Origin of the sequence: Candidatus Nitronauta litoralis, assembly GCA_015698285.1 — a bacterium.
GTDB lineage: Bacteria > Nitrospinota > Nitrospinia > Nitrospinales > Nitrospinaceae > Nitronauta > Nitronauta litoralis.
Map to the genome: position 1 here is coordinate 2,845,392 of CP048685.1, position 24,214 is coordinate 2,869,605.

The following is a 24,214-nucleotide window of genomic DNA, read 5'->3' on the forward strand; positions in this document are numbered from 1 at the left end:
ACAGAATAATGGCCGTCAGGCCAGTACTTTGAGGCGGGTGATGTCCCTTCAAAACAACCCTGGATCTCCTAAAGTTATTGCGGTCAGCAGTGGCAAAGGGGGTGTGGGTAAAACGAATCTCGTGGCCAACCTGGCTTATGCTCTTTCCAAAAAGGGAAAGAAGGTGCTGGTGTTTGATGCCGATGTCGGTTTGAATAACATCGATATTCTGTTGGGGTTGGCTCCTGAGTATCGCATTGGTGATGTTCTGTCGGGCAAACGTGAATTGGAAGAGGTATTGGTTGAGGGCCCCGAAGGGATTCAGGTGTTGCCAGCGAGTAACGGCTGGCAGGAACTGACTTCACTCGATAATGCACAGAAGATGATGCTGATGGAGGAGCTCGACCGGTTGAGTGTCGATTTCGATTTTCTCCTTTTTGATACAGGAGCAGGTATTTCCTCTAACGTGACTTATTTTTGCAGCGCGGCACACGAAACGCTGCTGGTGGCCACAACCGAACCGACGTCCCATACCGATGTGTATGCATTAATGAAGGTGTTGTATCAAAAACACCAGCAAAAACATTTCCGGTTGGTGGTCAACTCGGTTAAATCAGAAAAAGAGGCCCTGGATGTTTACCGTCTGCTCTCTGCCGTGGCAGACCGGTATCTCACGCATGTTACCTTGGAGTATTTTGGTTACGTTGTTCAAGACCCAAATGTGCCAAAAGCTGTGAGAAGGCAACAGGCGTTTCTTGAGCTTTACCCTTACGCTAAGGCGAGCCTTTGTATCAATGACCTGAGTGACAAGATTATTGAAGAACAATCCATAATTCCTGAAAATGGTGATCGGGTATTTATGTGGAAATCGGTGTTTCAAACGCAATGACAAACGAACAGTTGACTAAAATCTCCGTTTGTTTTGGTACGTTGGCATTTACCATTATGACGCTTGGAAGTTGGGCGATGGGAGCTCGCGTTCTGGTGGCTCTGATTCGGGGGATTGAAGCTTTGGCTTTGTTTGGTTTGCTGGCGTTTTGCGTGGGAAAAATATTGCAAAGGAATGTGGATTTTTCATCTGCAAATACGACTGAAGAAGATGAGGCCAAAGGGGCCCATCTGGATGAAACGGCTTAGAGGCTTAGGTTCCTATGGCGCAAAAATCGGGTGCAACTCAGGAGATCGAAATCTCGAAAGGTAATACTGACGAGATTGTTCGTGAGTATGCGCCAATGATTAAATATGTTGCGAACCGGATCGCATTGCGTCTACCCCCGCATATTGAAGTGGATGACCTTATCAGTGTTGGTGTGCTGGGGCTGATTGATGCTATTGAAAAATACGATCCCAGCCGTGGCGCGAAATTTAAAACTTATGCTGAGTTTCGTGTTCGAGGGTCGATTCTCGATGAGTTAAGATCTCTCGACTGGGTCCCTCGTTCTGTCAGGCAAAAAGCATCGGAAGTCGATCAGGCGTCACGGAGATTGCAGGGGCAACTGGGGCGTCCGCCGGAAGACGAAGAGCTTGCTGAAGAGCTGGGTGTAAGTCTGGATGATTTTTTTACCACGCTCAACGATACACGCAGTATGCCAATGCTAAGCCTCGACGATCTGGGAATTGCGAAAGACTCCGGGGAGCAGCAGAGCCTTCTGGATTGTCTGGCGGGAAAAAGCGATGCTGATCCCCACATGCAGCTTCGTCTTACTGAGCTTAAGCAAATCATTGCCAAAGCTATCGATACACTCCCCGAAAAAGAGCGCCTCATGATTTCGCTTTATTATTATGAGGAACTGACTATGAAAGAAATCGGGGAAGTTTTGAGCATAACAGAATCCCGCGTGTCGCAGATCCACTCCAAGGCGGTATTCCGCCTGCGCACCAAATTGCGCGTCCTCATTGCAGAAGAAGGCTGAGCGCATTTAGTCTTCGTTATCCCAACCTAAAAAGAATCTCCGGTATTTCCGAATAACCATCTCAGGTCAATAAACCGACCCCCTGGGTTCACCCTCCGGACGTGATTTCCATCTTCGATGAATCCACATCCATGGCTCTGGCTGTTGCCGAATAACCCACTCCAGATGCTGCAGGCAGCTTTGGGTCCAGGCCACCACATCGTTGTCCTTGTCACCTGTTTTCTTTAACCGCAACTCCGGACCGTATACGATTCGGTATTTACCTTTGCCTGTAGGAAAGCAAAACATGGGGAGGATTGGAGTTCCATGTTTATAGCTCAGCAGAGGTAAGGCGCGAGCTGTAGAGGCGGGTTTGCTGAAGAAATCAACAAAAGTGCCCCAGTCTCCGGCATTTTGATCCATCATCACCGCAAGGCATTCATTGTTTTTCAGGGCTCGAACCAGTTTGATTGGGTTCTCATCGCGATAAAGGATTCGATTCCCTGAAATGGTTCGCAACCGCAATACAAACTTTTCCAGCCATGGATTATCCAGTTTCCGCGCTATGGATACCAGATTCCCAATTCCTCGAAGACCGTGATAAACGCCCATGATTTCCCAATTTCCATAGTGGGCTGTTAAAAAGAGGACTCCCTTTCCCCGGTCCACACATTCCTGAACAACGTCGAGCCCTTCCGGCTCTCCTTCTATCAATTGTTTGGTGCGATATTCCGGATCGTGACTCATCCAAAGGAACTGGATTAATGAGACACAATGCTGGATCAGGCATTGCTTGAATATTTTATTTTTTTCAAAGGGAGTTTTTTCTTTGCCAAAAGCAATGTCAAGGTTGATGCGTGCTATTTTTTTTCGTTTCCCTGCCAGACGGTAAAGAAGCAGGCCGAGATATTTTCCAAAACTATAGACAGTATCTGCGGAGAACGGTTTGACCAGAAAACGAGCCAGCAGGAAGACGCCATATTCAAAAAGGTAACGTAACGGTTTCAAGAGTTCCTTAATGATGAGATGTGAATCGTGATGTGTCGCCTTTGTCTTGATATTCGGGAAAGTTCAATCAACTTTCGGCAATGGCGTGTGCGACCGCATAGATGCGGTCGTGGGAAATTGAAATGTGGATGTGTTTAATATTTTTCGAATCCGCCAAATCTTTACTTTTTCCGGTCAGTTTTAATTCAGGTTTGCCACTTTCAAGGCTAAGAACTTCCATGTCTTTCCATCGAATGCCTTCGGCCATGCCCGTGCCAAGGGATTTCATTACCGCTTCTTTCGCAGCAAACCGGCCTGCAAAATGAGGGAAAGGGTTTGAGCGTGCCCGGCAATAAGCTATTTCATCGGCAGTGAAGATGCGTTCTTCAAATTTACCTGAAAAACGACCAATAGAACTTTTGATCCGTTTGATTTCGATGATGTCCAGGCCGGTTCCAAAAATCATGACTAATTAATTAAAGATTCCTGAATAAGGTTATTACTTTTCATTCAACGTAAAGGCAGGAAGCCCTTGAACGATTTGGGAAAAAATTACTCTCAACATGACAATAAAACAAATGATGACCTGCAGAAAATATTATAGGACAGTTGGAACGGCTTGATAAGGGTAAATGATACCAAAGTTGGGTCAAGCCACTATGGATTGTATTGAGGCAGGTGAAATGGCTCCCTCTCTGATAATCCGGAGAGGTGAGGCATCAGCATCAACTACTGTTGATGGGGCAGTAGCCGTGGACGGTCCACCGTCAATAATGAATTCCAGTTGATCGGCCAGGGTTTTTGGAATCTCCTCAACTTTCGAAGGATTGTTGCCTTCAGATAAGTTTGCACTTGTAGCGGTGAGGGGGTGGCCAATTTTTTCAAGCAATTTTCGGGTGAGTTTTGAGCCAGGAAGCCTCACCCCAATTTTATATGTGCCTGCTGTTAGGGCATCGGGAAGGCTGTCACGCGCTGAAAACAAAACAGTGAGAGGGCCGGGCCAGAAGTTTTTAATCAGGTTCCTGGCTTGTTCGCTGATATTTGAGGTGAAAAGATCCAGTTGGTATTCATCATGGATCAGGACAAGGATGGGGTTCGTTGGAGGACGTCGCTTCAGATGAAAGAGTTTTTCCACTGCCTCGGAATTAAATGGATCAGCGCCGAGTCCGTAAAAGGTGTCGGTGGGAAACCCAATAACGCCCCCCTGAGACAAGGATTTTTTTATAGCATCCAGAGAAGGTTGGCAGGCTTCAAAGCTTTGGTAATCGAGTGCCGGAACGACAGGCATTTATTTATCCTGAAGGTTATTAGTCGAAGGAATGATTGGTGAATTCCTCGAGTTATAACAAGAACTTTTGATCAGTTCAAGTTAAGCGTTGAGAGCGGAGGCGGTCTCGACAACCACTCGAAACCCGATGAAAGATGTGCGATAGGTAGATAGGAATGCCAGACGACGCCAGCGGGCAACCTGTTGAAATTGAGTGAGATGCCCACCACCTCTTGCGAGTTTGTAATCCAGGTCGGGTGATCGGCCTGCCGGGGGAGGGCCATCCAGAACCCATTCATAAACATTTCCAAACAGATCCAACGCACCTCCGGTTCTGGTGTGCTCAGGAAAATTATCCACCGCTGTGGTTGAGCCGATCCGGGATTCTGCCAGATTGCAGTGTTGTAATCCTTCCTCAAAACCCCAGGGAACATCCTTTTCATTCTCGCCAAAATTACTGGCAAGGTACTCCCACTCAGTTTCGGTTGGCAGGCGCACGATAAATCCGAGTTGTTCACTTTTCCATTGGCAAAAAGCATGGGCATCATTCCAGGTCACCAGAGTGACAGGATGATTGTACTTATCTTTGATGGAGTCTGTTTGACCATCCGGGCTCCACCAGGAAGCATTGTTCATTGTCTCCAGTGTGGGGGTGGAGGAGGAGACCCTGTTAGGATTGCCATTGTCTGGGAGTCCGGAAAAATAAACAATGCCTCCATGCCCCGTTTCGGCTTCTGTCTGGTACCCGGTATTAAGAACAAAACGCATAAATTCAACATTGGTGATCGGGTAGCGGCTCACCTGCAATTGATGTTCGATGCGTGTTCTTTTTTCAGGGAGTGCATCCCTTTTATTACCTGCGCCCATCAAAAATTCACCGGGTTCGATGGATACCCACTGATTCCAGCGTATACACCATTCATCCAGAAATCGGGGTTGAACTTCGGGGGTTCTATCGCCGCGCATCCTGGAAAGTCGGTGAAGCAGGTGATCCCATTCATCAAGAGCCCGATCTTCGGAAAATCCTTCGTCATTTGAAATTGTGGGCTCAGCAGCTTGAGCAGATTCGAGTTGAATACCCCCAAGAGCCTGTTCTCGAAGATAGGTGTCGGATAATTCTTCCAGTGCCTGCCCAATTTCCTGCAATCGCATATGGTGACGATTCATGTTTTCGAGAAAAGTTTTCAAGTTTGTGCGCTCACTTTTATGCAGATCCTCCCGGGATTCTCGAAGTTGAAGGTTTTGATCGTGATAATGCTCTACCTGGGTTTTTAAGTTTTCTTCAAGAGTTTCTATAAGTTTCTGGTGTTGCCTGATTCTTTGTTTCAGCGTTTGTCCCATTGAAGCCTGGGTGGACTGGGCGGATTCAGCCTCTTCTTCAAGATGATTTTTAATCCTGGTTGCATCTGTTTTGATACTTTCCATCTGTTTTTGAAAGTTTTCAAAATCGTCTTTTTGCAGAGTCATCCTATGCTCAAAGGTGGTTTTCATTTCAGCCAAAAATTCGCGAGCTTCCGTCTGTAACGTATCCTGCTCCAGTTTGGAAGAAAGTAAATTTTCCAGTTCGGTCTGAATCATTTCCTCCTGCTTTACCCATTCATTTCGTGCATGGCGATTGGCCTCCTGGTATTCCTTGAATAACTCCTGAAGGTCCAGTTCTCTTTGCCGGAGACTGGCTTCTCTTTCACTGAGCCGTTCTTCTTTTTCTATTTGATTCACCTCAAGGGATAGGCGGAGATCTTCGTAATCTTCATGAAGCCGGGCCAGTTCCTGTGTTTCCCTCTCGATCACGCCTTCCTCTCTCAAGTTCAATTGCTTAATGCTTCCCTGTAGGGTTTCCCTTTCTTTTTGAACTTGAGCAAACAACTCCTTTCGTTCCTTATCAAGTCCTAATTGCCGGTACTCCAGAAGTTCTTCCTCTTGCCTTTTTTTGACCTCAAAATTTTTGACCATGCTGTTCAGGCTTCGAAGCAATTTTTCCTGTTCCTGAACAAGGCTTTCAAACTCTGCCCTTGTGTAAAGGGTTCCTTCGTCAGAGATGGCGGAATCCAGCCATTTCGTTTTCTCTTTGTTCAATAAAGTCGAAAGCCTTGTTATGTGATCCAGCCCTTTCTTAAGGGCTCCTTCTTTTTGTTCGAGTTCTTTTTGGCGTTTTTTCAGGAATTCTTCTGTGCGACTTTGAATTTCCCCACTAAGAGCCTGTTTTTTGATCATGATTTGCTGGCGTTCTTCCTCCAGTTTTATACTCCTTTCGGCTCCTTCATTGGCTTGAAGCTGAAAGTGGAGCAACTGACGCTTGAAATCCTGTTGCAACTCCTGAAGGTTCTTCCTGAAGTCCTGTTCCTGCTGCTTGCGTCGCACAGACTCTGACTGATTGATTTCAATTAACCTCTGGTCCCAGGCTTGAATCCGTTCAAGGTGAGCTTCAGCTGTTTTTTTAAGGTAAAGTTCTCTTTGGCGAACTCTTTTACGCTCCCTTTTTTTTAGTTGAATAAATTCGATTTCCTGTTTCTTTAGTTTTTTAATCAGGAAAGCAAACTCCTTCTGATTAGTCTCCAGAGTGCTGAATTGTGCTTCGAGCACTTGATCTAACTGTGTCCTTTCATCAATATCTTCTTTAAGTTTATTTTCCTGGTTGCTCTGGCTGGCCATTTGTTGGTTTTGCAATTGGGCCAATTCCTTTTTCAGGCGATAAATTTCTTCTTCGTATTTGGATTGCTGGAGATCAAAAGAGTTCTTTAAATCTTCCAGTTGTTCTTTATGAGATTTTCGAAAAGTGAATGCATTGGTTTCAATTTCGGATTGTTGTGCAATTAGAGAATCTTCTTTTTCTTTTAATGCCTCCAGGCGTTTTTCCTCTTCTTGACTTTGCTCGTTCAACAATTGAACTTTGGTCTGGATTTCTTCATGCAATGTTTCCGGCAGGCGGAAAGCGAGTTCGGACGGTTTAAACTTGTGCCTCTTTAACTGGATGAAAGAAAACCCATCCCCCACCAGAATTCCAGCCGGGTTTGAGTTTTTATCAAACATTTCCAGAAGATTTTTATTGAGTACTTCCCGAGTGGCTTCAATTTTAACAGCCATTGAAGCAACAGGCTGGGAGAGTTGTTCTTTATAAAATTCTTTGATGATTTTTTGGGTGGAAAATCCCTGGGGTGATTTCAGGTCCTGAGTTGTGGGAGTAAGATGTCTTAAAACCTTAAGCAGGCGGTGACCTTCAGGATCATGTAATGGATATCGATCGACCAGGTGGTCAATGGTCTGAAGGCTGAACAGTGAATTAGACATCAAATCGGTCTCTGGTTTTAAAGAAGAACCTGAAGTTAATGTGCCGATGCTGATTGAGGAAAATTTAGATCTATTTTATCATAACGGCTTAAAATTAAATCAGTTAAGAGGTTTGTTGGACCTTCCGTGTTTGATCTCAGGAATCAACATAATTGTAGCCAAAACCATCATTCCGCATGAAAGCAAGCCAATATTTACAGGGCCAATCTGATGGACCGCCCAAAATCCGATCATAGGCCCAAAGGTGCCCCGAATCCCGGTCAGGCTTACATGGACCGACATGTACGCCGCGACTTTTCCAGGAGGAGCAAACTTGGTGACCCAAAGTGCCCAGGCCACGCTTCCCCCTCCAAATGCTATTCCAATCAAGGCGGAACCCAAAGCAATGATGCCAGTATCTTTTGTGAAAAAGAACAAGGCAATGCCACAGCCGAATGTCAGATTCAACATCATGCGTAGCAAAATGAAATTGACCCGGTCGAACATGCGGGCGAGAAATGGGATCGACAGCGCCCGCATTCCGTCAGGAATGATTGTTATGAGCAGGGTCACCAACAGGGCGGACCCCTCTATGCCATACTCCGGGTTTGTGACATAGTCCACTCTCAGAGGAAGGACCCAGAGGTTGGCAAACCCCATGATGAACCAGGTGAGGAGGACATACCCAAATAACCGGTCTTCAAAAATATATTTAAAATTTCCCAGAGGATTAGAAGAAGCTTGCGATTCGATGGGTTTCGAGGGCATGGAGTAAATGGCCCAGGCTTTACCAAGTCCTGCGATTCCCAGAATGCCCATGACCCATCGAAAAGTTTCAATATCCTGGTCCATAAACCTGGAAGCAAGAAATCCAAAGATTACACTGAACCCAACCGTCATGACCATTGGCAGGGAAAAGTAAGCGCCTCGCTTGTCGTCCGGATAATTATCGTTATAGATCGAAGTGATAAACGGAGTGAGAAGGTGCAGGCAGATAAAACCCAATGCTGTCCAGGTTGTAAAAGAAGCGAGAGAATTGGAAAAAGATGACAGGAACAGAAACATCCCGCACAGAGCTGCAGGGATGGCTCCACAAAGGGATTTTCTCCAACCCGTGCGAGCCAGGTAATGCAACCCGAAAACTGACAGGAACATTCCGAGAAAGGGGGCTGCTCCGATAATTGCTTTGATATTATCGCTCGCCTGGAAATAACGTATGGCGATGAACAGGACGAAGGTTTGTGTGCCGGTGGTGAGGATTCCGCGCAATGAGCCGCGTAACAGGTCTAGCCGGTAAGTTTTTTCCGTGATCTGATGGCTGGTGAGCGGCTGGTTTTTAAACCGCATGCCGGTTCCTGTAGAAAAACCAGTTTGCTTTTTGCCAGGTCAGTTCAGTTTGCCACGACACTTTGCAATGTAAACCCGATTGGTTTGGGAATAGGGCTGGATTTCCAGGGCTTTTTGAAAGCTTAGAATGGCTTCCTGAAAGCGTCCGGTTTGATACTGACACAAACCGAGCCCGTTCCAGGCGCCAAAATGATAGGGATTGAGGTCGAGTGTTATTTCGCATTCTTCTATTGAAAGCGCGTAGTTCCCGTTGAGAAAAAGAACTGTCGCCAGTTTATTGTGGGCTTCAGGGAAATCTGGAAAATCAGAGGCCAGAAGAGAAAATAATTCTTCCGCGTCGTCCAATTGATCTTCGTTTAAAAGCTGAATTCCCATTTGAAGTCTGGAAGTCGCTTCATCACCAGCCTCTTCATGCCATCGGAGCCAAAGCGCTGCAGTCGCTCTTTTTCGCACTGAAGGGTCGGGCTCTTTTAAATCATCCAGTAACTTTTGAAGATCGTTCATCAGAATCCATATGGGAAAGATATTGGCATCTTCACATTCCAGTTGCAATCATTACCATGTACCATTGGATTTAAGGCCAGTTCTGTATAGTATATCAGGGGTGAGGGTAATAAACATCCATTGGAAAGTTTTGCTTTTCTGAAAAAGAAAAAATTGATGAACAATTTGCAGGCGGAAATCTTGACGATTGGTAATGAAGTGATCAGTGGTTTGATCCAGGATACCAATGCCAGAAAACTGGCTTCCCGGCTAAACGAGATCGGAGTCTGGGTGTCCCGTTTCACATCGATTGGAGATGACCGGGCAGCCATACTGGAGGAGATTAAAAGAATCCTCTCACGATCAGACATTTTGATTATTACGGGAGGTCTGGGGGCCACTCACGACGATATAACCAAAGCCGTGCTTGCAGAATATTTTGAGCAACCCCTGGTACATAATGAACGGGTTCATAGCATGGTCGAGTCCTTTTTTAAAAAAAGAGGCAAGCCCATAAAAGATCGTATTTTGTCGCAGGCTGAGGTGCCTGAAGGTGCCACTGTTTTGTTTAATGAAAAAGGTACTGCACCGGGTTTTTTATTTAAGGACGGAAACAGGAAAGTATTCGCTTTGCCAGGAGTCCCGCTTGAGATGGAGCATCTCCTGGAAACCTGGGTTGTGCCAGAGCTCGAAGGTGAAGGGAAGTCAACCATTGTGCATCGGGTTTTAAATACAACCGGTATAAGCGAGTCGGCCTTATGGGACAAGACAGGTCCCGTAGCAGATTTTGAAAAGGGGGTGTCGATTGCTTCCCTGCCTTCCCACCTCGGAGTGCGTATTCGGTTGACAGCAAAAGGAAACACAAAAGAAACACTGGTTGCTGATCTTGACCGCGCAGAAGCATCGTTACGCGATTGTTTGCAACATTATATTTATTCTGTGGATGGTGAAACGCTGGAAGAGGTTGTCGGAGGGTTGTTGCGAGAACGCAAATACACTCTGGCTACGGCAGAATCCTGTACGGGCGGCTTGATCTCTTCACGCATTACGAGAGTGCCCGGTAGTTCAGATTATTTCAAGGAAGGCGCTGTGACTTATAGCAATCAGGCCAAGATGGAGCGATTGTCTGTTCCTTCAAAAATTCTGGACGATCATGGGGCGGTGAGTGAGCCCGTTGCCGCCGCCATGGCGCGAGGTATTCGTCTGGCATCAGATTCTGATATTGCCGTATCGGTGACCGGCATTGCGGGGCCAGGGGGCGGCAGTGCGGACAAGCCGGTGGGCTTGACCTTCATTGCGGTGAGTGATAAAGAAGGGGAGTTTGTAGAGCAACACGTTTTTCATCAGGATCGTGGACGAAATCAGGATCGTGCGGCCCAGGCAGCTTTAAACCTGGTGCGGCTAAGACTGTCTGGGGAAAAACTTGAATAATCTATTGCGAGATGTTTGGAGAATTAACATAACCTTATCAAGGTGACTTTTGGATGAGACCGACGGTTTGTTATCAATGTGGAGTTGACTTGGAAGAAACTGGCGAAAATTGCCAGCGTTGTGGTGCACCAATTTCTACCCAGATTCCCAATTATCCCCGGTTTGGTGGCGGTGGTGTGATTATCACAATTTGGATTTTGTTTGTTGTGCTCGTGATCATGCTCGCTATCTCCTGGTTCACCATGGATTGATTCTGATTGCGGTAGTCAGGCCCGGCGTCTCAACATTCCCTGAAAGGGCTTTATCAAAATAGCTCCCGCAGCAAACCCGCCAATATGTGCCAGCCAGGCAACCTCTCCCTCTGCTCCAACTGAAACACTGTTTGCAACCTGCATTAAAATCCAGATTCCCAATAGAATAATTGCGGGGATGCGCACCATGGAAATATAGAATCCGAGAAAAATAAGGGTGCGAACGCGAACTCCAGGGAACAGGACCAAATAGGCCCCGAGGATACCTGAAATGGCACCGCTGGCACCCACCGCCGGAATAGATGAAGATGGGTCTGCCACCATATGGCTTATGGCGGCGAGAACTCCACACAGGAAATAGAATAAAACAAAGCCGAATCGGCCGAGGCGATCTTCTATATTGTCCCCGAATATCCACAGGTAGAGCATGTTTCCAGCCAGATGTGCCGGGCCTCCATGCATGAACATGGAGGTGATTAAAGTCGGATACTGGCTGAACGGATTGCTCAGGAAATCAGCCGGCACCATGGCATATTGACTGATTGCGGCCGACATGCCCCCAGGAGCCTGTAATTGCATTACAAACCCGGTAATATTGAGGGCAATTAATGAAATAGTGAAGATTGGAAACGATCTCCTGGGATTTTCATCATATAGAGGAAGCATAAATTGGGCGTGGCCTGAGTATGTGGTAATATTTTGATTTAAATGGACATTTTAAATATTTTAACAGTAGTGGACGCCATGGACTGGACTCACTTTACTGATAGACCAGTAGACATTGAGGGCCGTTTCTTGAGAATATCTGTCGCATGAAATTTTTACCTCACGTTTTAATAGAAAGCCTATCACCGGTCCAGGAGAAAACTATCCAAAAAGCATCTCACCTCAGGGGACATATTTCTTCCCAACTTAAGGTTGTGGTAAATGAGTGAAACCGATGACACTTCATTAGCCCGCTCAGAGTCCAGTGCTCCTTCAGTACGTACTCGGCCTGAAGAGGATTTCAGCTGGATCATTGCGGCATATTCCCGGCATCGTTTACGTGAATTAACCCAGGAACTGGACAAAGACCTTGGTGAAAACCGTGGGCCCCAGTGCTACCTGCCCCCTGTGTTACTTGACACAAATCCAGTTCACCATCGTCAAAGTCTGCAGGAACAAATTTTCCCCAATCCCCGTGCGATTAATGAAGATCTTCTTGATCTTGGAAAATCGAATTTGCTTCTTGAAGCTCCCGCCGGCATGGGAAAAAGTACTTTCCTGAAAGTTTATCAGGAATCGCGGCTTCAGAGGGGAGAAGCAGAGGAATACCCACTGACAGTTTATCTGGACCTTGGCCTGCTTCCAAAAGGGTCCGGGTTCAATGAGTTTTATCCGCTTTATTTCAGCCATGTGTCGGAAATGATTTTGCGGGAGAAGGAAGAGCAGCCGGACCTGGTTTTAGATGAAGAGATCCTCAAGCAAACCCTGAAGCGGATGGTGCTCACCGGCCAGGTGATGTTCCTGCTGGATGGCCTGGACCGGATGGCAGCGGATGACCGGTTCCAGTTTTTTTATGACGTTGTGGTCGATGGAGATGCCCTTCATGACAACTTGGCCGTTATGGCCATGCGTCCGGTTGGGTTTGGACCCATGGCCACCACGTCTGTGGTTAAACGTGGGCAGGATGCCTGCTTCCGGATGACCTTTCAAAAACTCGATGAAAAATCGTGCAAAGCCTACCTCGGTGAAATAGGAAACAAACCGCTTATAGACAACATGCGTTTGTTTTCTTCAGAAATTTTCCAGACACCCTATCTGCTACGTCTTCTCAGATCGGTAGCCCAGGCCGGGCGACTTGAAGAAGTTAGAAACCAGACCACATTTTTTGAAACCTGGCTTTCTCTTGTCTTGCCTGAGGGAGAGGATAAAGAAGAGGTGGAACTGAGACACCGGATACTGTCCCGACTGGGCACCATTTCGCTCGAGTTGGCGGAAGCGGATCGATTTCAGCGGTTTGAAGAGGCCGATACCGGATATGAAATGGATCTTCTTGAAGGTGATCCGTCACTTCTAAATGACGGGACCCTGCTTTGGAATCTGGATCCCATTCTTCGCCAGACCCAGCACAAGTGGGAATATCGACACCCTGTTTTCCAGGAGTTTTTCGCCGGGCGCCACCTGGCCCGAAAGCCGGAACGGGATGAATTGATTAAAGCAAGGGGAAGGGATACTCGCTGGGAAAGTCTGTTGAAATTCAGCATCGGTTCTATTTCTGGCTCCCTTGACACGATTTACGACCTGTTAATTGAAACAGGCGCTCTGTTTCTCGCAGGTAACGCCCTTCCGGAAGCGCAAAAACTTTCCGAGTCGCGCCGATTAATGGTGGGGCAGTTGCTCAAGTATCAGGACCGCGAGCAGTACCCGCAATTTTCGCGCAATCGATTGGTGCAACCCCCTAAAGTGATCAGTGCCTTGGGGCAGGAAAAAACTCGGGAGATGATTTGCGAATTACTCAAAAGAGAAAACCGGAACACGCGTATCTTGTATGGTGTCCTGGATTTGTTATGCACCCTTCATAAAATAAAGCTTATTGATGTGATCGATTGTCAGGATTTTTCACCCGTAAATGCATTGCCGGAGCTCCATGAATTTCTTAAAGAGCGGAGCGACCCGGAAAGTGTAGATCAGAAAGTGATGAAGCGCTGGGGTGAAATGGTCACCGTATCGCAGGGGAAATTCATTTACCAGAATGAACGGGATGAAGAAGATCATATTTATTTGAAAGAATTTGCCATCATGAAGTGCCCCGTTACCAATGCCTTGTGGAAACAGTTCGATCCAGAAGGGGAATTACGACATCCAAAATTTTCCTATGATGATGATCAACCCGTGATTGGAATAAATTACTATGAAGCCACCCTATTTGCTTTATGGATGGGATTACGGTTGCCGACCGAGAAAGAATGGGAGAAAGCTGCCAGGGGAACAGATGGTCGGGATTACCCCTGGGGTGATGCGTTGGGATACCAGTCTGGCTTCACCAACACGGCCGATTTTGTTCTGGGCCGGACCAGCGCTGTTGAGTCTTTTGAGGATGGCCTCTCGCCCTACGGCTGCTATGACATGGCCGGAAATGTCTGGGAATGGTGTGTCCAATTGTATTCTTCAAAATTCAGCACCCAAAAGGTGGTCCGAGGGGGAGCCTGGATGAATTATATGGTGCATGCCAAATGCGTGTTCCGGAATTCATTTGATCCCGCAGAGCACCATCCTGGTGTCGGGTTGCGTTGCGTGAGCCCCGATTTAGCTGAAACCGATGATGATGAGTAATAATAGACAGGATAAAAAATCTTAGGGAGTAACGATATTTGTTTGAGGATTATCGCCTGAATATCTCTAACTATAGGTTTTTCTTGACATTTTGGGACCCAGGTTTTTAATATTGTAAGATTCTCCAACATTTTAATTGTTTGTATCAGTATTCAATCTACCGGGTGCAAAGCCTTGATTTTCAGGAAAATATTCCGATAGTTAGAGGAGGCTCTTTGTTTTTCTGGTAGGGGGTTGAATGCTGCGGTTTTTACATAAACATTTTCAATAGCTGTTTAAGAAAAGTTGGTTTATGACGGTTGAGATTAAAACCAAAAAAATCCTTTGTATTGATGATGATGCTGCCCTTTTAAAGGTGGTGCACAGGATATTATCAAAAAATTTCCCACCGGAAGTTCTGGAAATCCATGAAGCCAATAATGGTGAGCAGGGAATCAAGATGATTCAGGCCCTGCATCCCGATATCGTGCTGTCAGATATCCAAATGCCTCAAATGGATGGTCTGGAGATTTGTCGGAGGGTCAGACAGCATGGAATTCAGACCGCAATCATTCTGATGTCGGCCTATGATGTTGAAGAGGACAACGCTATTAAAGCCAGCAAAGCAGGTGCCGACGCATTTTTATCCAAACCGATTAAAAAAGGGGAATTGTTATTTGCGGTCAATTTTGTGCTCCGGATAGCCAGCCTGAGTGAAGCAGTAACGACCAAAAACAAGCAATTGGAAAAATCTGTTGAACAACTCAAACAATATCAGCAGAAATTAAATGGTCTGAATGAGGAATTGAAATCGGACAAGCGCCGGTTGAATGAAAACCTGAAAGAAGTGGTGACCCTGAACAAGCAGTTGGAATCAAAGAACGGCCAGATCCTGTCCATGAACGAAGAACTGGCGGGACGTTTTGAATCCACAGTGAGCCTGATATCCAATATTATCGAATTACATCAGTCAGAACACCGGGGGCATGCCGAGCGGGTTGCTGAAATTTCCGTGTATATCGCAAAGAAAATAGACCTGCCTGATCAACAGATCCAAAATATCAAAACCTCTGCTCTCATCCATGAACTGGGTATTGTAAGTTTGCCTGATGAAAAAAAGATAGAGGAGGCTACGGATGAATTGAGTAACAGGAGTTTCACACACCATCCTCTGGTGGCAGAAATGTTGCTTAAATCATTCCCCGGCTTTGAGTTGGTTTCAAATATCATCCGCCATTTGCATGAAAATGTGGATGGCTCGGGAATTCCTGACAACCTTTCAGGGGATCGTATTCCGATTGGATCACGGATTGTATCGCTTGCGAGTTATTTCGATCATGCCTTGATCTCTGGTGGACAGGATAAATTGGAACAAGCGTTTGCCAAAGTAGAAGACCAAGCCGGTCTCATGTTCGACGAAAAACTGGTGGGGGTGCTGAGCGACTGGATTGATGAACAGAATCCGGAAAAAATTTCCACCGTAGACTACAACATTTTTGCTTTAAAAGAAGGGATGGAACTGGCATCGGACATCTATTCCGAGTCGGGGATCAATTTGTTAAGAAAGGGCACGGTGTTAAAAAAGGATATTTTGAGCCGTGTTCTCAAGTTTCATAATGTGGACCCGATCCTGGGGTCGATCAAGGTCAAGCGAAAGTAGTCAGATAGCATGGATATTACAACTTTAATCGGAATCATACTTGGAATCGGCCTGGTCCTTTGGTCGATTCTCCTGAACAGCGGCCTGGATTTGTTTATCAATCTACCCTCTGCAGCGGTTGTGTTTGGCGGGACAATTGCCGCCACCGGGATCGCCTACCCGATGAATGAATTGTTTCGTGTGGCCGGGTTGTTCATCAAAGTGTTCGTGACCAAAAAAACGGATCTTAACCAGCTGATTGAAAGTATGGTGATGGTCTGTAACGTGGCGCGTAAAGGTGGTGTATTGGCGATCGAGTCTAAACTGAATGAAATCGACAATGATTTTTTGAAGAAAGGTTTGCAGTTCACTGTAGATGGAAAAGATGAAGCCACCGTGAGTTCCCTGCTTCGTGGAGAAATCAAACAGATTCAGATGTCTCATAAAGATGGCTGGGAAATCATGAATGAAATGGGGAAGTTTGCCCCTGCCTTTGGCATGATTGGAACATTGATCGGTCTGGTACAGATGTTATCTGCTTTGGATGATGTCAGCTCGGTGGGCCCCAAAATGGCCGTTGCCCTCATCACTACTTTCTACGGTGCATTGTTAGCTAACCTTATTTTCATTCCGATGACTGTCAAACTGAAGCGCCGAAGTGCTGCTGAAGCATTGGAGATGAATCTGGTGCTTGAAGGGATTATATTCATCAGGAAGGGAGTCAACCCACGTTTCATGAAAGAAACGCTGGAAACTTACCTGGAAAATGCGCTTGGAGTTAAGATCAAGAAAGATGATGATGGCGGCGGCAAAAAGTAATGAGGGAGATTAACGGCCATGGCTGAAGAAGAAAGCCCTCCAGCAGAAGAACCTGAAGAAGAGGAGCACGAGTGCGAAGAGGGGATACCCGCATGGGTCATGACCTTTGCTGATCTGGTTACCCTGCTCATGGTTTTCTTCATTTTGCTTTTTGCGATGGGAACCATTGAGCAGGAAAAATGGAAGCAGATTAAAGCCTCCCTTAAATCTGCCCTGGGAACAGACGTAATTCCAGAAACCGGTACCCGTGTGGGGCTTGATGTCATCAAGGATCCTGATGCAAAATTAGATGAGGATACCATTGCCGCAGTAGACGAGGTGGGTGCAATGGTGGCCAAGGAAGTTGAAGAAATCGCTTCCGAGGTTGAGGAGTTTGTCTATAAGAATAAGCTGTCCGGCCAGGTCGAGGTGTCGTCGGATGAACGTGGAGCGGTGATAACCATTTCGGATGTAGTTCTTTTTCCTCCAGGTCGTTCGCGAATGACTTATGCCGGCAAAAAAACCATTGACCAGGTGTTCGACCTCCTTCAACAGTTCAACTACGATGTGCGGATTGAAGGCCACACGGATAACAGCCCGATACATACGGAACAGTTCCCCTCCAACTGGGAACTCTCTGCTTCGCGTGCCGCCGATGTGGCAAGGTTGCTTGTGGAGAACGGATTTCCTCCTGAAAAACTTTCAGTTGTAGGATTCGCAGAATTTCATCCCAAGGTTCCCAATACATCTGCCAAAAACCGGTCGAAGAACCGGCGCATTGAAATTGTTTATCAGCGCGGTAGTATCCGAGGTAAAATGGTCGACGTGCTACGTCGCCGTTAGTATATTTCTGAGACCAAATTGATTTATAATGACCTGCCTGTAAAATAAAAAAGCCATCGCCAGCCTGGTATATTTTTGAATAAAGAAAATGAAAAAAAACAGCAGTGGATGCGTCGTGCCATTGATTTGGCTCGCAAGGCTGAGGGCCGGACTTCTCCAAACCCTATGGTGGGAGCCTTAATTGTCAAACAGGGAAAAGTTCTGGCAGAGGGGTATCATAAGAGGGCGGGTGGTCCTCACGCAGAAATCGAAGCCTTGAAGAAACTGGGTGAAAAAGCGAAAGGCGCGATACTGATCGTGACCCTCGAGCCCTGCTGCCATGAGGGGAAAACTCCACCCTGCACGGATGCCATCATATCGGCTGGAATAAAGGAAGTGGTGATTGGGGTGCGCGATCCAAATCCGCAGGTCCGAGGTAAAGGAATCCGCAAATTAAAATCTGCCGGACTAAAAGTTGAATCTGGAATTTTAAAAGAGGAATGCCAGGCTCTCATTAAGTATTTTTCGAAATTTATTCAGTCGGGCAAACCCTATGTGATCCTGAAATCCGCCGTTTCCCTGGATGGGAAAATTGCCACATCAATCGGAGAATCGAAATGGATCACAGGGCCAAAAGCGAGAAAACGGGTCCATCAGATTCGAGCACGGGTTGACGCAATTCTGGTTGGTGCTCAAACGGTAATAAAAGATAATCCAAGGTTGACCGCCCGGCCCACCCCACAAAGCGAACGCTATCCCATGCGGGTGCTGGTGGACCCAAACCTGAGAGTTCCTTTGAACGCAAATGTTTTCTATAACGCTAAAAAGGAACGGGTTGCGGTTGTCACCCGCCCCGGTCACCGGGCGCGTAAAAAGTCACTGGAAAAAAAAGGGGTGTTTGTAATTGAAATCCCGGAAAAACGAGGGACGATTCCGTTTAAAAAAGTTTTGGAAAATCTTGGAAAAATGAATATCGTCAGCCTTCTTGTAGAAGGTGGTGGCGAAACCAGTAGTCGGATTCTCAAAGATGGTGAGGTGGATCAGGTGATGTGGTTTCTTGCTCCTATATTAATTGGAGGGCGGGATGCTGTCAGTGGTCTTGGGGGTGAGGGAGCTAAAAAATTGAAAGACGCCTGGCGGTTAAAAAAATTAAAAGTAGAAAAGGTAGGGCACGATATTTTGATCGAAGGGGAACTCTAGTGTTTACAGGAATTATTGAAAACTGCGGCAGGATTGAAAAAATTGAACGGGATGAAAACAGGGCCCGGTTTGTCATTGCTTTTCAGGAGGAGGTCAATGACCTTAAACTGGGAGAAAGTATTGCGGTTAATGGAGTGTGCTTGACTGTGGTGACGCATGACAGCGGAACCTTTGCTGTTGACCTATCCACAGAGACTTTGAATAGAACCAGTTTTGACAAGGTGGGTGAAGGCGAAACAGTCAATCTTGAACGGTCGCTCACTCCGAACAAAAAAATGAGTGGCCATTTTGTTATGGGTCATGTGGACGCAGTTGGAACTATCAATTCGATGGATCATCAACCGGGAGAAACCTTGATCCGGTTCTCGCATCCTCCAGAACTTGCTGCGCATTTCATCGAAAAAGGGTCGGTCGCGGTTGATGGGATCAGTCTCACCGTTTTCGATTGCCGGGACAACCAGTTCACCGTGTCTATAATTCCGTTTACCTGGGAGCATACCAATCTGAATGAGAAACGCCCCGGGGATTCGGTAAACCTGGAATGTGATATGATTGGCAAATACATCCTTAAAGCCTGCGAAACTGTTATGCAGTCAAAGGGAAATGATTCTTGATGACCAAAAACATCCTGAGGTTTAAGTGACAAACACCGAAAACGCATTTAGTACAATTGAAGAAGCCATTGAGGAGGTAAGGCAAGGGCGGATGATCGTCATTGTCGATGATGAGGACCGTGAGAACGAAGGGGATCTCATGATCGCCTCGGAAATGGTCACCCCAGAAGCGATAAATTTCATGGCCAAGTATGGTCGCGGATTGATCTGCCTGACTTTGACCGAAGACCGCACGCGTGAATTGGGGCTCCCTATGATGGTGGATGACAACCAATCACAATTTGGAACCCCGTTTACCGTATCGATTGACGCAAGAAATGGGGTTTCTACGGGTATATCAGCAGCAGACCGATCGCATACTATTAGAGTTTCCATGGACCCCAATACCAGGCCTCAGGACCTGGTGATGCCTGGACATGTGTTTCCCCTGCGAGCCCGCGAAGGCGGTGTTCTTGTTCGTGCAGGTCAAACTGAAGGTTCGGTAGACATTGCCCGACTTGCTGGATTGATTCCTTCAGGGGTGATCTGCGAGATCATGAATGAAGATGGCACCATGGCGCGGGTTCCAGAGCTCCGGGAGTTTATCAAAAAACACAACTTGAAAATGATCACCATCAAAGACTTGATGGCCTATCGCCTGCGGCAGGAAACACTGGTTGAAAAAGTTACGAACACACCTCTGCCAACACATTTTGGAGATTTTCATGCCGTGGCATTCCGGAATGTGCTCAATGAACAAATTCACGTTTGCCTGGTAAAAGGTGATATAGACCCTGATGTGCCGACTCTCGTACGGGTGCATTCACAATGCCTGACAGGGGATGTGTTTGGTTCCTATCGGTGTGACTGTGGCGAACAACTCAGCCATTCCCTGGAAATGATTGAGAAAGAAGGTCACGGGGTGCTCCTCTATCTGTACCAGGAAGGGCGCGGAATTGGCCTGCTGAATAAATTGAAAGCCTATGAACTCCAGGACTCCGGACACGATACGGTACAGGCTAATGAAGCTTTGGGTTTCAAGGCAGATTTGCGTGACTATGGAATTGGAGCTCAAATTTTGCATGAGCTTGGTCTTGGGAAAATCCGGATAATGAGTAACAATCCCCGTAAAATAGTGGGGCTGGAGGCTTACGGGCTGGAATTAATCGAGCGGGTTCCGATTGAAATTTCTCCAAAACAGGAAAACTTGAAATACCTGAAAACGAAACAGAAAAAAATGGGGCATTTGATCCGCAACGTTAAGTAATTTTTTTTATTGTGACTCATTCTGGAAAAGAAATGGTGAATTTGATTGAAGGTGAGGTAAAGGGAGCCGGATGCAAGGTGGCTATTGTGGTCAGCCGGTTCAATATTTTCATCACCGAAAAGCTGCTGAACAGTGCGCTCGATTGCTTAAAACAGAATGGAGTGTCTGAGGAAGACATAGATGTCGCCTGGGTGCCCGGAGCTTTTGAAATTCCTCTGACTGCCAAGAAGTTTTGTGAGCGGAATCAATACGGGGCTGTGATATGTCTGGGGGCAGTGATTCGTGGCGCAACACCACATTTTGATTTTGTCGCCGGGGAATGCGCTCGTGGAGTCAGTGCACTAGCCATGAAGTCCTCTACACCGGTTTTATTTGGTGTGTTGACCACTGATTCTGTAGAGCAGGCTGAAGAAAGGTCCGGTGGAAAGTCGGGCGGGAATTCTGGAAACAAGGGTTGGGAAACAGCGTTGGCGGCTCTTGAAATGATCAACTTGTACGAGAAACTGTCTTAACTTATGGGAAAAAGAAGGTCATCAAGAGAACTCGCCGTAAAATTTTTATATCTTTGTGAATTAAATTCCGGGGAGTGGAAAGAACAACTGGAGCAATACTGGGAGCGCAATCCCTGTCAAAAAGATATTATTCGATTTTCTGAGGGCTTGCTTGAAAAAGTATTTGAACACCGGGAACATGTTGATGTCCTGGTGCAAAAGTTCAGTGATCACTTCGCCCTCTCCCGAATGGGAGTGATCGACCGGAATTTGCTGAGGCTTGCCGTTACGGAAATACTTTATTCCCAGGAAACTCCAGCCACGGTTGTGATAAACGAAGCGGTAGAAATTGCCAAGCGGTATGGCAGTGATGAATCACCAGCATTCATCAATGGTGTTCTGGATAAGATCAAGGGTGAAATAGAGGGTGGTCGCGTTACCACATCGCCTGCCTCCTGATAGCATTGTTTCCTGAAGGCCTTCTGCTTTCATTTTTTTCGAAAAAGATCGAAAAATGAAGTACGTCATCATTTCAGATTTGCACAGCAATCTTGAAGCATTGCACGGGTTTCTGGAAGCGTTGGATAGCTTGAAACTCTCAACAGGATTTCATTTTGACAAGTTGGTGTGCCTTGGAGATATTGCAGGGTACGGTGCCAACCCTAATGAAGTGATCGCCTGGGTTCGAGAGCATTGTCATATCGTGCTTGGGGGCAATCATGATTACGCAGTGGTTGACAAAACCGACGCATCATATTTCAACCAATATGCCTTCGATGCTTGTCAATGGACTTCTGGTGTATTGACAGATGAGAACAGGGATTATCTGAAATCACTTTCTGCCAAAGAAGTGCGAGACGAAATTTGCTGGGCTCACTCCTCTCCTTTCGAGCCTGAAGAATGGCACTATATTGACAATCGTTACGACGGAATCGATAACTTTCCCCACTTCAAAGAGAAAGTTTGTTTTGTTGGCCATTCGCACCGACCTGTCATTATCGAGGAAAGGGAGCCGAATAAAGTTCATGAGTATTATGACTCTGATTGGAAGTTAAAAGCAGGGCATCGGTATATTTTCAACGTGGGCAGCCTCGGTCAGCCTCGGGATGGCAACCCCGATCCGGCCTTCGCCATTTTTGATTCGGATGAAAATACCTATCAGGTGCGGAGGTTCCAATATGATGTCAAAACCGCTCAATCAAAAATCAAAGCCGCAAGTCTTCCTGCCTATCTATCCGACCGGTTGGCACTTGGAAAATAAGGGATCCTTGTCGTTTGTTGACCCTTTTTTTTGAACGTGCTATAGTCAAAAGCGCAATAAATATAATGGTTTAAGTCTAAATTTTTAAGGTTGGATGTTGAGAGGTTCTAGTGCCTGTAGTTTCCAAAATTACAAAGTCAAAAGGGATGGGGATTTTTAAAAGTTTTTTCACTGGAATCCTGATTGCTCTGGTTTGTTTTGTTTCGCCAGAGCCCGGGTTTGCAGCAAAAGGAAAAGCTGCGAGTCCCGATGCCCTTTACGAGAAAGCCCGAAACTCCTATTATCAGGTGCTCGATTCCCCCACGGCAAAACTGGACCGCCAGAACTGGCTGAAAACAATTGCGCTATTTCAGGCAGTAGTGGATCAGTACCCCTCTTCTCATCAGGCTTATAAAGCAACATTCACTCAGGGGTTATTATCCCTGGAAATGAACAAGCTGAGCGGCAGTGCCGAAGATGAAAACCGAGCCATCGAATACTTTAATCGAGTTGTCACCCGGTTTGCACCGGGAAGATTGACCGATGATGCCCTCATGCATCAGGCAACACTATTTAAAAACAGGGGGGAGATGGGTGCATCACGTGCACGGCTCCAACTGTTGATTGATAAATTCCCCAAGGGAGATCAGATATCCACGGCCCGCAAGGAATTGAAGATTCTTTCCAAACTTGCCTCAGTAAAACCCAGCACAACCATTGCGGATAATCCGCCCACACCTTCTGGTAGAAAAAAGGAAGCCTCAACTGAAACAAAAGTTGATTCGACTCATAGTCATTCCACCCATTCACATGGCAAGGAAATCTCCGGGAAGAAAAAATCAACTGTATCAAAACCCTCTGCAAGTAAAAAAACTCTGGCGAAAAATGTGCGGTTGTTTGGCCTGGCTTACGAGAATGGAAACCAGATCGCAAGGGTGATGCTTAATGCAGAAGGTCCGGTCAAGTTTACCCAGCAGCGCCTGGACAACCCGGACAGGGTTCAGGTGACATTCGAAAATGGTACCTGGGACCCCAATATGGAAAAAGTGGTAACGCTGGAGTCAGGAATATTGACCCACGTGGAGCCGAAAAAAGGAGACAAGAAGTCCTCAATCCTGATGGTTGAGATGACTGGTGCAGGGCCTGTGTCAGTCACGACCAGGAGTGTTGGGAATCAGTTCGTACTGGAATTTGAAGCGATACAAAAAGCGGCCGAACTCGAACAGGTCATTCCCCGGGCTCCTCCAATTGCGGCAAAACCTAGAAAGAAAAATGGTAAAACCCTGATTGTTCTGGATCCTGGCCACGGTGGAAAGGACGAGGGTGCCAAGGGGCGAACGGGTATTTTGGAAAAACAGGTTAACCTTGAAATTTCGAAACGGGTCAGGAAGATTCTGGAAAAACGTTATAAATATCGTGTGGAGTTGACCCGCACTCGGGATACTTTTATTGAATTAAAAGATCGTGGTGATCTGGCCAACAAGCTCAATGCAGACCTTTTTGTTTCCATTCATGCCAATGCGGCCCCCCGAAAATCTGCCCGTGGCATTGAAACTTATTATCTTGGGGCAGGTGCAGGAGATCGTGCACTTGAAACAGCGGCGCGGGAAAACGGGGAACTGGTGGGGTCTGTTGAAGATGATGAGGTGCAGCAAATACTGGCCAGCCTTATCAGCACGACAAAAATAAACGAATCCGCCCGGCTTGCAGCTGATGTGCAAAAACGTTTGTCTGGAGTCATGCCCCGAAAATTTTCAAAAGTACTGGACCTTGGAGTGAAAGAGGGTCCTTTTTATGTTTTGCACCGTACTAATATGCCCAGTATTCTGATTGAAGTCGGCTTTCTCACCAATAAATTTGAAGAGCGTCGACTGCAGAACACTTCCTACCAATACTGGCTGGCGGAATCCATTGCACAGGGAATCCACCGGTTCATCCGCGAGAAAGGACCCTCCATTTAAGGGAG

General features: G+C 46.5%; 23 protein-coding genes. 16 read left to right on the forward strand and 7 right to left on the reverse strand.

Annotation, left to right across the window (positions count from 1 at the left end):
* Positions 1-40 precede the first annotated feature (40 nt).
* From G3M70_12940 to G3M70_12950, 3 genes are read left to right on the forward strand one after another with little or no spacing between them, the layout of a single operon-like run.
* A complete protein-coding gene (locus tag G3M70_12940; protein ID QPJ63810.1) occupies positions 41-868 on the forward strand; it encodes a MinD/ParA family protein in 828 nt (275 codons plus the stop codon).
* Positions 865-1,116 (forward strand): hypothetical protein, encoded by a 252-nt coding sequence (locus G3M70_12945; GenBank protein ID QPJ62732.1) that lies wholly within the window; start codon positions 865-867, stop codon positions 1,114-1,116. The genes G3M70_12940 and G3M70_12945 overlap by 4 nt, the downstream gene beginning before the upstream one ends.
* Before the next feature lie 14 nt (positions 1,117-1,130).
* Complete coding sequence (locus G3M70_12950) at positions 1,131-1,892, forward strand: FliA/WhiG family RNA polymerase sigma factor (protein ID QPJ62733.1); 762 nt, start codon at positions 1,131-1,133, stop codon at positions 1,890-1,892.
* Between the two features lie 66 nt (positions 1,893-1,958).
* Here the strand turns inward: G3M70_12950 and G3M70_12955 are convergent, their stop codons facing one another.
* The 6 genes from G3M70_12955 to G3M70_12980 all read right to left on the reverse strand — a co-directional run bounded on the left by G3M70_12955 (position 1,959) and on the right by G3M70_12980 (position 9,243).
* Positions 1,959-2,879, reverse strand: coding sequence for a lysophospholipid acyltransferase family protein (locus tag G3M70_12955; GenBank protein QPJ62734.1), 921 nt, complete (start codon positions 2,877-2,879; stop codon positions 1,959-1,961).
* A 67-nt stretch (positions 2,880-2,946) separates the two neighbouring features.
* A complete protein-coding gene (locus G3M70_12960) occupies positions 2,947-3,324 on the reverse strand; it encodes a holo-ACP synthase (GenBank protein ID QPJ62735.1) in 378 nt (125 codons plus the stop codon).
* A 183-nt stretch (positions 3,325-3,507) separates the two neighbouring features.
* Positions 3,508-4,146 (reverse strand): threonylcarbamoyl-AMP synthase, encoded by a 639-nt coding sequence (locus G3M70_12965; protein QPJ62736.1) that lies wholly within the window; start codon positions 4,144-4,146, stop codon positions 3,508-3,510.
* An 81-nt stretch (positions 4,147-4,227) separates the two neighbouring features.
* Positions 4,228-7,413, reverse strand: a complete 3,186-nt coding sequence (locus tag G3M70_12970; GenBank protein ID QPJ62737.1) for an SUMF1/EgtB/PvdO family nonheme iron enzyme — start codon at positions 7,411-7,413, stop codon at positions 4,228-4,230.
* 99 nt (positions 7,414-7,512) lie between these two features.
* Complete coding sequence (locus tag G3M70_12975; protein ID QPJ62738.1) at positions 7,513-8,739, reverse strand: MFS transporter; 1,227 nt, start codon at positions 8,737-8,739, stop codon at positions 7,513-7,515.
* A 39-nt stretch (positions 8,740-8,778) separates the two neighbouring features.
* Positions 8,779-9,243: a tetratricopeptide repeat protein gene (locus G3M70_12980; GenBank protein ID QPJ62739.1), complete on the reverse strand. Its 465-nt coding sequence runs from the start codon at positions 9,241-9,243 to the stop codon at positions 8,779-8,781.
* A 156-nt stretch (positions 9,244-9,399) separates the two neighbouring features.
* Between G3M70_12980 and G3M70_12985 the strand changes: the two genes are divergently transcribed.
* A complete protein-coding gene (locus G3M70_12985; protein QPJ62740.1) occupies positions 9,400-10,653 on the forward strand; it encodes a competence/damage-inducible protein A in 1,254 nt (417 codons plus the stop codon).
* A 53-nt stretch (positions 10,654-10,706) separates the two neighbouring features.
* Entirely contained in the window at positions 10,707-10,904 is a 198-nt protein-coding gene (locus tag G3M70_12990; GenBank protein QPJ62741.1) for a hypothetical protein, read from the forward strand.
* A 15-nt stretch (positions 10,905-10,919) separates the two neighbouring features.
* On the opposite strand, the gene G3M70_12995 is transcribed toward G3M70_12990, so the two are convergent.
* Positions 10,920-11,570, reverse strand: coding sequence for a rhomboid family intramembrane serine protease (locus G3M70_12995; GenBank protein QPJ62742.1), 651 nt, complete (start codon positions 11,568-11,570; stop codon positions 10,920-10,922).
* Positions 11,571-11,831: 261 nt separating this feature from the next.
* Here G3M70_12995 and G3M70_13000 point away from each other — a divergent pair, with 261 nt between their 5' ends.
* The 11 genes from G3M70_13000 to G3M70_13050 all read left to right on the forward strand — a co-directional run bounded on the left by G3M70_13000 (position 11,832) and on the right by G3M70_13050 (position 24,209).
* Positions 11,832-14,219 carry an SUMF1/EgtB/PvdO family nonheme iron enzyme gene (locus G3M70_13000; GenBank protein ID QPJ62743.1) on the forward strand — a complete coding sequence of 796 codons (2,388 nt, stop codon included), beginning with the start codon at positions 11,832-11,834 and terminating at the stop codon, positions 14,217-14,219.
* Positions 14,220-14,511: 292 nt separating this feature from the next.
* Entirely contained in the window at positions 14,512-15,858 is a 1,347-nt protein-coding gene (locus G3M70_13005; protein ID QPJ62744.1) for a response regulator, read from the forward strand.
* Between the two features lie 9 nt (positions 15,859-15,867).
* Positions 15,868-16,656 (forward strand): motility protein A, encoded by a 789-nt coding sequence (locus tag G3M70_13010; GenBank protein ID QPJ62745.1) that lies wholly within the window; start codon positions 15,868-15,870, stop codon positions 16,654-16,656.
* Between the two features lie 18 nt (positions 16,657-16,674).
* On the forward strand, positions 16,675-17,478 hold the full coding sequence (locus G3M70_13015) for an OmpA family protein (protein QPJ62746.1): 804 nt from the start codon (positions 16,675-16,677) through the stop codon (positions 17,476-17,478).
* Positions 17,479-17,586: 108 nt separating this feature from the next.
* Positions 17,587-18,657 carry a bifunctional diaminohydroxyphosphoribosylaminopyrimidine deaminase/5-amino-6-(5-phosphoribosylamino)uracil reductase RibD gene (gene ribD / locus G3M70_13020; protein QPJ63811.1) on the forward strand — a complete coding sequence of 357 codons (1,071 nt, stop codon included), beginning with the start codon at positions 17,587-17,589 and terminating at the stop codon, positions 18,655-18,657.
* A complete protein-coding gene (locus tag G3M70_13025) occupies positions 18,657-19,271 on the forward strand; it encodes a riboflavin synthase (GenBank protein QPJ62747.1) in 615 nt (204 codons plus the stop codon). The genes ribD and G3M70_13025 overlap by 1 nt, the downstream gene beginning before the upstream one ends.
* Positions 19,272-19,296: 25 nt before the next feature.
* Entirely contained in the window at positions 19,297-20,517 is a 1,221-nt protein-coding gene (locus G3M70_13030) for a bifunctional 3,4-dihydroxy-2-butanone-4-phosphate synthase/GTP cyclohydrolase II (protein ID QPJ62748.1), read from the forward strand.
* 35 nt (positions 20,518-20,552) lie between these two features.
* Entirely contained in the window at positions 20,553-21,029 is a 477-nt protein-coding gene (locus G3M70_13035) for a 6,7-dimethyl-8-ribityllumazine synthase (GenBank protein QPJ63812.1), read from the forward strand.
* 3 nt (positions 21,030-21,032) lie between these two features.
* A complete protein-coding gene (nusB, locus tag G3M70_13040; protein ID QPJ62749.1) occupies positions 21,033-21,467 on the forward strand; it encodes a transcription antitermination factor NusB in 435 nt (144 codons plus the stop codon).
* A gap of 55 nt (positions 21,468-21,522) precedes the next feature.
* Positions 21,523-22,269: a metallophosphoesterase family protein gene (locus tag G3M70_13045; GenBank protein ID QPJ62750.1), complete on the forward strand. Its 747-nt coding sequence runs from the start codon at positions 21,523-21,525 to the stop codon at positions 22,267-22,269.
* A 110-nt stretch (positions 22,270-22,379) separates the two neighbouring features.
* Positions 22,380-24,209, forward strand: coding sequence for a hypothetical protein (locus G3M70_13050; protein ID QPJ62751.1), 1,830 nt, complete (start codon positions 22,380-22,382; stop codon positions 24,207-24,209).
* Positions 24,210-24,214 lie beyond the last annotated feature (5 nt).

Excerpts from the sequence above, each read along its gene's own strand:
- G3M70_13045 (QPJ62750.1), top strand. The coding sequence starts at position 21,523 with ATGAAGTACGTCATCATTTCAGATTTGCACAGCAATCTTGAAGCATTG.
- G3M70_12940 (QPJ63810.1), top strand. The coding sequence starts at position 41 with ATGTCCCTTCAAAACAACCCTGGATCTCCTAAAGTTATTGCGGTCAGC.
- G3M70_12965 (QPJ62736.1), bottom strand. The coding sequence starts at position 4,146 with ATGCCTGTCGTTCCGGCACTCGATTACCAAAGCTTTGAAGCCTGCCAA.
- nusB (QPJ62749.1), top strand. The coding sequence starts at position 21,033 with ATGGGAAAAAGAAGGTCATCAAGAGAACTCGCCGTAAAATTTTTATAT.
- G3M70_12980 (QPJ62739.1), bottom strand. The coding sequence starts at position 9,243 with ATGAACGATCTTCAAAAGTTACTGGATGATTTAAAAGAGCCCGACCCT.
- G3M70_13005 (QPJ62744.1), top strand. The coding sequence starts at position 14,512 with ATGACGGTTGAGATTAAAACCAAAAAAATCCTTTGTATTGATGATGAT.
- G3M70_13015 (QPJ62746.1), top strand. The coding sequence starts at position 16,675 with ATGGCTGAAGAAGAAAGCCCTCCAGCAGAAGAACCTGAAGAAGAGGAG.
- ribD (QPJ63811.1), top strand. The coding sequence starts at position 17,587 with ATGCGTCGTGCCATTGATTTGGCTCGCAAGGCTGAGGGCCGGACTTCT.
- G3M70_12985 (QPJ62740.1), top strand. The coding sequence starts at position 9,400 with ATGAACAATTTGCAGGCGGAAATCTTGACGATTGGTAATGAAGTGATC.
- G3M70_12990 (QPJ62741.1), top strand. The coding sequence starts at position 10,707 with ATGAGACCGACGGTTTGTTATCAATGTGGAGTTGACTTGGAAGAAACT.
- G3M70_12970 (QPJ62737.1), bottom strand. The coding sequence starts at position 7,413 with ATGTCTAATTCACTGTTCAGCCTTCAGACCATTGACCACCTGGTCGAT.
- G3M70_12950 (QPJ62733.1), top strand. The coding sequence starts at position 1,131 with ATGGCGCAAAAATCGGGTGCAACTCAGGAGATCGAAATCTCGAAAGGT.
- G3M70_13010 (QPJ62745.1), top strand. The coding sequence starts at position 15,868 with ATGGATATTACAACTTTAATCGGAATCATACTTGGAATCGGCCTGGTC.
- G3M70_12960 (QPJ62735.1), bottom strand. The coding sequence starts at position 3,324 with ATGATTTTTGGAACCGGCCTGGACATCATCGAAATCAAACGGATCAAA.
- G3M70_13000 (QPJ62743.1), top strand. The coding sequence starts at position 11,832 with ATGAGTGAAACCGATGACACTTCATTAGCCCGCTCAGAGTCCAGTGCT.
- G3M70_12975 (QPJ62738.1), bottom strand. The coding sequence starts at position 8,739 with ATGCGGTTTAAAAACCAGCCGCTCACCAGCCATCAGATCACGGAAAAA.
- G3M70_12945 (QPJ62732.1), top strand. The coding sequence starts at position 865 with ATGACAAACGAACAGTTGACTAAAATCTCCGTTTGTTTTGGTACGTTG.
- G3M70_12995 (QPJ62742.1), bottom strand. The coding sequence starts at position 11,570 with ATGCTTCCTCTATATGATGAAAATCCCAGGAGATCGTTTCCAATCTTC.